General features: G+C 34.0%; 8 protein-coding genes. 4 read left to right on the top strand and 4 right to left on the bottom strand.

The features are described from left to right. A partial coding sequence (locus AC1DTM_RS15875; RefSeq protein ID WP_477000462.1) for a DUF817 family protein occupies positions 1–171 on the top strand: 171 nt, incomplete at its 5' end. 115 nt (positions 172–286) lie between these two features. Here the strand turns inward: AC1DTM_RS15875 and AC1DTM_RS15870 are convergent. Further along, positions 287–742, bottom strand: coding sequence for a DinB family protein (locus tag AC1DTM_RS15870; protein ID WP_002161005.1), 456 nt, complete (start codon positions 740–742; stop codon positions 287–289). Between the two features lie 217 nt (positions 743–959). Here AC1DTM_RS15870 and AC1DTM_RS15865 point away from each other — a divergent pair, with 217 nt between their 5' ends. Beyond that, entirely contained in the window at positions 960–1,448 is a 489-nt protein-coding gene (locus AC1DTM_RS15865) for a DinB family protein (protein ID WP_016105579.1), read from the top strand. 215 nt (positions 1,449–1,663) lie between these two features. Here AC1DTM_RS15865 and AC1DTM_RS15860 read toward each other — a convergent pair whose 3' ends face one another. Beyond that, complete coding sequence (locus tag AC1DTM_RS15860; RefSeq protein WP_477000461.1) at positions 1,664–2,425, bottom strand: CPBP family intramembrane glutamic endopeptidase; 762 nt, start codon at positions 2,423–2,425, stop codon at positions 1,664–1,666. A 541-nt stretch (positions 2,426–2,966) separates the two neighbouring features. Here AC1DTM_RS15860 and AC1DTM_RS15855 point away from each other — a divergent pair. Then, positions 2,967–3,500, top strand: a complete 534-nt coding sequence (locus tag AC1DTM_RS15855; protein WP_477000460.1) for a GNAT family N-acetyltransferase — start codon at positions 2,967–2,969, stop codon at positions 3,498–3,500. 86 nt (positions 3,501–3,586) lie between these two features. On the opposite strand, the gene AC1DTM_RS15850 is transcribed toward AC1DTM_RS15855, so the two are convergent. After that, entirely contained in the window at positions 3,587–4,480 is an 894-nt protein-coding gene (locus AC1DTM_RS15850) for a LysR family transcriptional regulator (RefSeq protein ID WP_199715500.1), read from the bottom strand. 123 nt (positions 4,481–4,603) lie between these two features. Here AC1DTM_RS15850 and AC1DTM_RS15845 point away from each other — a divergent pair, with 123 nt between their 5' ends. Further along, positions 4,604–5,569 carry a quinone oxidoreductase family protein gene (locus AC1DTM_RS15845; protein WP_016105583.1) on the top strand — a complete coding sequence of 322 codons (966 nt, stop codon included), beginning with the start codon at positions 4,604–4,606 and terminating at the stop codon, positions 5,567–5,569. Between the two features lie 67 nt (positions 5,570–5,636). Here the strand turns inward: AC1DTM_RS15845 and AC1DTM_RS15840 are convergent, their stop codons facing one another. Further along, the gene (locus AC1DTM_RS15840; RefSeq protein ID WP_033714743.1) at positions 5,637–6,347 is read right to left on the bottom strand and encodes a histidine phosphatase family protein; all 711 of its coding nucleotides are present in this window, start codon (positions 6,345–6,347) and stop codon (positions 5,637–5,639) included. Positions 6,348–6,537 lie beyond the last annotated feature (190 nt).

The raw sequence follows: 6,537 nt of genomic DNA, 5'->3' as shown, positions 1-6,537 counted from the left end.
ATTTGGATTGCAGAAAACATCGCAACATTTTTCGGAGCATGGCAATATCCAAATCAACGAGAAGCATGGAATCTCGTTCACTTAAGCAAAATTAGCTCATGGTTTTTACTCGTTGTTATTAGCATTATGATTGTTACACAACTCAAACATTTGAAGGAGTCGAAAAGATAATACTGATTACGTTAGAAATATTAGAAACATTAGAATTAATTGATTTTCTCTACTTGCTCAATAAAAAAACGAAATCCATCTGGGATTTCGTTTTTTTAAGCAATTAAATTCAAAACTATAGAGATTTCACAAGACGTTCCATCGCCTTCATTTGACCAATATGATCCGCTTCATGATAAAGCATCATACCGTAAAGCTCCCCTACTGTTTCCAATCCTAAGAACGGCTCTGGAAGTTTATTTTCAAATGCTTCTGCTGGAATTTCATTAATGCGCTTCGCTTGCTCTTGTAACTGAGACTTTAACACTTCTAATGATGGCCCTTCTGTTTCCCATTTAGATGGTCTTGATCCATATCCAAACATACCTGGATATTCACTTGGTAAATGTTTAAATTCTCTTCCAAACATGAAAGTCTCTGCTGCAGATAACACGTGACCGATATGCCAGCGGATTGTGTTATTAAAGCCATCCGGCTGCTTATCCGCAGTTTTGTCATCTAAAGTTTCCATAAATTTAAGTAATGCTCCACGCGTTATTTCAAATTGTTTTAAACCAACTATTCTATTCATTTTATCGTCCCCTTTTTTATGTACAATTTATTATGAGCTAAAAATGTTCAACTTATTAAAGTTTCACCTTGTTTAATCTATCAGAAACAATTAAAAAATACATCTAATATGCTTAACGCACTTTGGCAATATGTTTTTTAAAAAAGGTACAACCTTCGGAAATATAGAATTACTTAGTGCGCAAATATTTCAGTAAACAAAAGAGGAGTGTAATTGCATGGTAGATGTTTTAAAACAACAATATAATCTTATTAGTTCTACAAGGGAAAATCTATTTACATTTTTGGAAGAAATTCCACAAGAAAAATTACACAGCACAGTTCCTAACTTCGGAAGTGGCAGTATTATAAAAACCCATATTCATGTAGCCGATTGCTATCGATACTGGCTTGGAACATTCGCATTTAACCAAAAACGAGCAGATTTTTCATTTGCTAGCGATTATGAAATTGAACATGCAGATGTGAAAAAAGTCCGTGCTAGATTTAAAATAGTAGATGAAGTTGTACAACGCTTTTTAGATGAATACAATAACCGGTGGCTCGAAAATATAGCAAATGAAGTGAAATGGCAAAAAGAACCTTGGAGCACAACTCCGCTATGGCTTTTAACTCATACAGAAACACATGAATTTCATCATAAAGGACAAATCGTATCTATGGCTCGTCACCTTGGATACACTCCTCCTGACACAGACCTTAGTTAATTCAATTGTTCTAACAAATGAATTACTATAACTGTCGTTAGCATTGTTTATGTATACGGAAAGGCTCTTCATTCTTTTTGATGTTGTTTATAGTTTTGCAAATTTTTTTGCGGCACAAACTTGTATTATATTTTAATTATGTTTGTGTCGTGTTCTTATTAATTAGTTTCATATCCATAAAAAATATATTAATATGTTTCCTTTTATTATTTCAGTTACCTAATCAATAAGAGGTTCTTTCTTTTTATTATGACTTTACACACGATAAATACGAAAATTCCGAAAATAAAAGTTGAAAATGCTGGTAACACTTTATCATTTGGCACGTACACACTCCAAAAAGAATTAAGAAGCGCATGAAAAATTAGACACATAAAAATACTTTTAGTTGCGTTAATAATTGTAGTTAATAAGAAAGATACGGCAATTGTCGTAATTATAAAGKCTATAAAATCCCTTTGAGTTTGATTCGTACCTGGAATAAACCATAACGGCCAGTGCCAAATAGCCCATATAACGCTCACAATAACCGTACTAAAAAATGCCGAAAACCTTTTCTGAAGGGCAGGTTGTAAGAACCCTCTCCATCCGATTTCTTCAAGACCGCCACCAATAATCATTATTGGAAAGCTAAGTAATGCCACGTATAATGGTTTTTGCATCGTTGCTCCACCAAATATCGTTGGAAGATAACAGCTAATAAAAGCTAGAACAACAATTAGAACATACCATACAAAGTGATGCCTAGGATTAACAATATTTTTAATAAACACTCTGAACTCTTCTTTTGATCCATATTTTTTCTTTAAACTAATTGCAATGATTGATGGCATGATCCCTCCGAAAACAAATAATATCATCGCTAACGGTGTACCAAATGTCGTAATGTTTAATTTTATTAGGCTAATTAATAGCCCCCATAGTATCCATGTAAATATAAAATTGCGTATTACATATCGTTTAATCTCATTCCCCATTTACTTGCCTCCTTTATTTTAATTAGAGCATAAATTTAGAGATATGAAAATCACTTATGCTAAATTATTCCAAAACATTAAAGGAACCTCCCTACTCTATCAGGCTTTTCTGGATAGGCCGACTCCTACCTACTTTGCTTCGGTCAAAGTTCGAAGTTGGAGTCTCACTATCCGTTAATACGGGATAAACAATCAAAACATGCTCTTGTAAAGTGACAATAACGTTATTTAATTCTTGTTTAACTACGGTGCAAATTAGTGGTACATGCTTATTTCCCACTAAAAATATCTATAAAAATTCATGTTCATTTAAAAGCGGAATGAAAAACAATAATAATGATATTAGCAAAAAGTTTGATGATGTATTTTGTTGTGTATAAAACTTTTATTATTTGTTTTAGGTATACCATGCCATTATAAAATTCATGTAATATCAAAGTAAGAAACATACTTTTCAAACAATACAAAAAATAAAACTCTTCTTCAATGTAGATCAAAAATATTTATATACTCTATCACCAACCTTAAGGAGAAATTTATAATGAGATTAGRGAGTGAAAGAATTTATTTAAGGCCTCTTTGCGAACTAGATGCATCCATTATATTAGAAAGTACGATGGATACAGAGATACGTTATATGACTGGAACTAAGCCCACTTTTTCATTGGAGCAAATTAAGACACATATAGACCATATAAATAATGATTCAAGTCGCTATGATTTCGCTATTTGTTTACAAAGCACTGACGAAATGATTGGAGAGTTGTCGATTTTAGATATTGATGAGGAGAACAAAAGAGCAGGATTCAGAATATCAATGCTTTCCATAGCATTAACAGGACAAGGCTATGGAACTGAAGCTATTAAAATTGTTTTAAGATTTGTTTTTGAACAACTATCATTAAATCGTTTACAGTTAGAAGTATTTAGCCATAATTTACGCGGAATTAGAGCTTATGAAAAGGTTGGGTTTGTAAAAGAAGGAACCTTACGTCAATCCTTATTTTATAACGATACGTACTCGGATGAAATTATTATGGCCATACTTAAAAGTGATTATAAAAATATACTATAAAGAACCGATACTTGTTTCATCCAAGTATCGGTTCCCTATATACAAAAGTGCTATTCTTCTTACATATAAAACAAATATTTCTCCACTTAATCCCTTGCAAAAAACTCCCTCGTTACATCAATAAATTGCTGTAACGGAGCTGTCATCCATTTATCTTTATGCCAAGCAATTTGTGTATAAATCGGACTGATTGTATTTTCTAAATATAACTCTTTTATCGTTCCTTCTCGTATATCTTTTTCTACTACTATTGCCGGTAAAACAGCTATACCTAAATCTGCAATGACACATTGTTTAATTGCCTCGACACTAACAAACTCAATCTTATTTGCTGGGTATACATCTTCTGCGCGAAATAGCTCTTCAAATAAAGTCCGATACGAGCAACCGAGTTCTGTTAATAAAAGTGTTTCATTCTCTAAATCTTTTATAGAAACGGAAGATTGTTCAAGTAAACGATGCGTAGGAGCAGCTACTACTTTTAATTCTTCTTTCATAAGTGGCTCTACATGTAAAACGTCTTCTGTTTTACATTCGTCTAAAATAAATACAAGGTCTACTTTCCCCTCCATCAATTGTTCCTTCGCATCTTTATTGGAATGCGCTGGTTTAAATATAAGTTTTATTTGGGGAAATTGCGCTTTAAACCTTTTTAATATGGAAGGGAGCCTGTATGTACATTGACTTTCTTGCGCACCAATTATTAACGTACCTGCTATTTCCTCATCATCTTTCACAGCCATTTTCGCTTCGTTACTGAGCGCAATCATCTTATCGGCATATAGTTGAAACTTTCTTCCTGCTTCAGTTAAGAAAAGGCGTTTTCCCAATCTCTCAAATAACGGCGTACCAAGCTCAGTTTCTAACGTTTTAATTTGCGCTGTTACGCTCGATTGGGCAAAGTTTAATTTCTTCGCAGTTTGGGTAAAGTTCAAAGTCTCTGCCGCTACTTTAAATGTAATTAATTGTTTTATCTCCATTTGCTATTCCCCTTTTCAATCGATATTTTCGATTGATTCCATCGAAATAATCTTCTTTGTCTATTGATATTTGTATTGTATGATAAAGAACATCTACAAACAATATAAATGGAGGTATTCCATATGAAAGCACTTTGTTTCGAACAGTTTGGAAATGCTGATGTACTACAATATAAAGAAATAGCTGATCCAATCATAAATCCAAATGAAATTCTTGTTCGCATGCAAGCAATTGGTTTAAATTTCGCTGATATTTATAGACGCCGCGGCGATTATCATCTCGCTGGTAATCCGCCTTATATATTAGGTTATGAAGGGGCTGGTATTGTTGAAAAAGTAGGAGCTAACGTTACTACTATCAATCCCGGAGACCGCATTGCATTTGCTGACGTTCCATTTGCAAATGCAGAATTAGTTGCTGTTCCATCAGAAAAAGCAATTCCACTTCCAGATTCTATTTCTTTTGAAACAGCCGCTTCTATCTTATTACAAGGATTAACAGCACATTATTTAACGAAAGATAGCTATCAAATAAAACAAGGTGATATAGCTTTAGTACATGCCGCAGCTGGTGGTGTTGGTCAGCTTCTCATCCAAATGATTAAACTACAGGGCGGAACAGTAATCGGTCTTACATCATCAAAAGAAAAAGCACAAGTAGCTACGTTAGCCGGTGCCGATCACGTATTTTTATATAACGAAGCATGGCATACGAAAGTACTTGAAATAACTAACGGTACTGGAGTAAATGTTGTATATGAATCAGTAGGTTCTACATTAGAGGAAAGTTTTAAAGCGACTAAAGTTGGTGGTACTGTCGTGTTTTACGGAATGGCCGGTGGTAATCCTGCGCCAGTTGATCCACGTATGCTTATGGATACTTCGAAAACTTTAACTGGCGGAGACCTTTGGAATGTACTTATATCTTACGAAGAGCGAAAAGAACGTTCCTCTCAACTATTCGAATGGATTGCGAATGGAAAATTAAACATCGCGAGTCCTACTACATTCTCTTTACAAGATGGTGCTCTTGCACATGAATTATTAGAGAGCCGTAAAAGTACTGGGAAGATTTTATTAATCCCATGATTCATCTAACTAAARCAGGAAGCTAGATTTTGCTAGCTTCCTGTTCTTATTTCTATTTGAGATATTATTATATTTCCACACTTTCTTTTCCTTTTTCAACATAACTCATATCCCCAACCGATTCGACTGTATACTTCCCATCTTCATATAAAACTTTCGTTACACTTGCATTTTCCACTCCAAGTTTTGTTTTACTACGATCCAGCATTTCTATTAATGCAGTAATCAGAAGTCCATGAGCTACAACTAAAACGTTGCCTCCACCATTTTCAGCAGCTTCTTCACTAATCCTATTAATTTCTTTTTTTATACGAGTAGAAAATACTGCCCAATCTTCTGCCTGTTTTGTAGGGTCTGCTGCTCTAATCAGATTAATAACTTCTTCAATAGAATACTTCATGAGTTCGTCTGGTGATGTAACACCTGCAGCTTTTCCGATAGCATCCCACATAATTTCAACTTTTTCGCCTTCAAAAGTGCCAAAGTTCAATTCACGTAAATCTTTTCTTGTCTCAAGTTTTAACTTTGATTGCTCATTATATTTTAATACTAAATTAGCAGTTTCAATCGCTCGACCGCTATCACTACTATATACACTAGTAAAATGAGTATCTTTTAATCCCATTCCTAGATTCGCGGCAACTTCAACACCTTTTTCTACTAACGGAGAATCCGCCCAACCTTGCACGCGATGATTCGCATTTAATATTGTTTTACCGTGTCTTGTAACATATAACGTAACTAATTTCCCATTACTATCTGTTTCTCGCGTCTTCATCATATTCTCTCCCTTTACATTTCTATATCAATCTTATCATCTCAATTATCCATCGCGCAAAATATACGTAAGTAGATCTGCTTACTAAAAAACGCTATCTTTCTGTACATCCCTACAAAAAGATAGCATTTTTTATGATTACATTTCTTAATCGGTACTTTTATTCAGAAAAAGCACTCGAATACTGAAC

The organism is Bacillus sp. P4_D3 (assembly GCF_056401855.1).
Note: the sequence above shows the minus strand (reverse complement) of the source record. Positions and strands in the feature narration are given on the sequence as shown.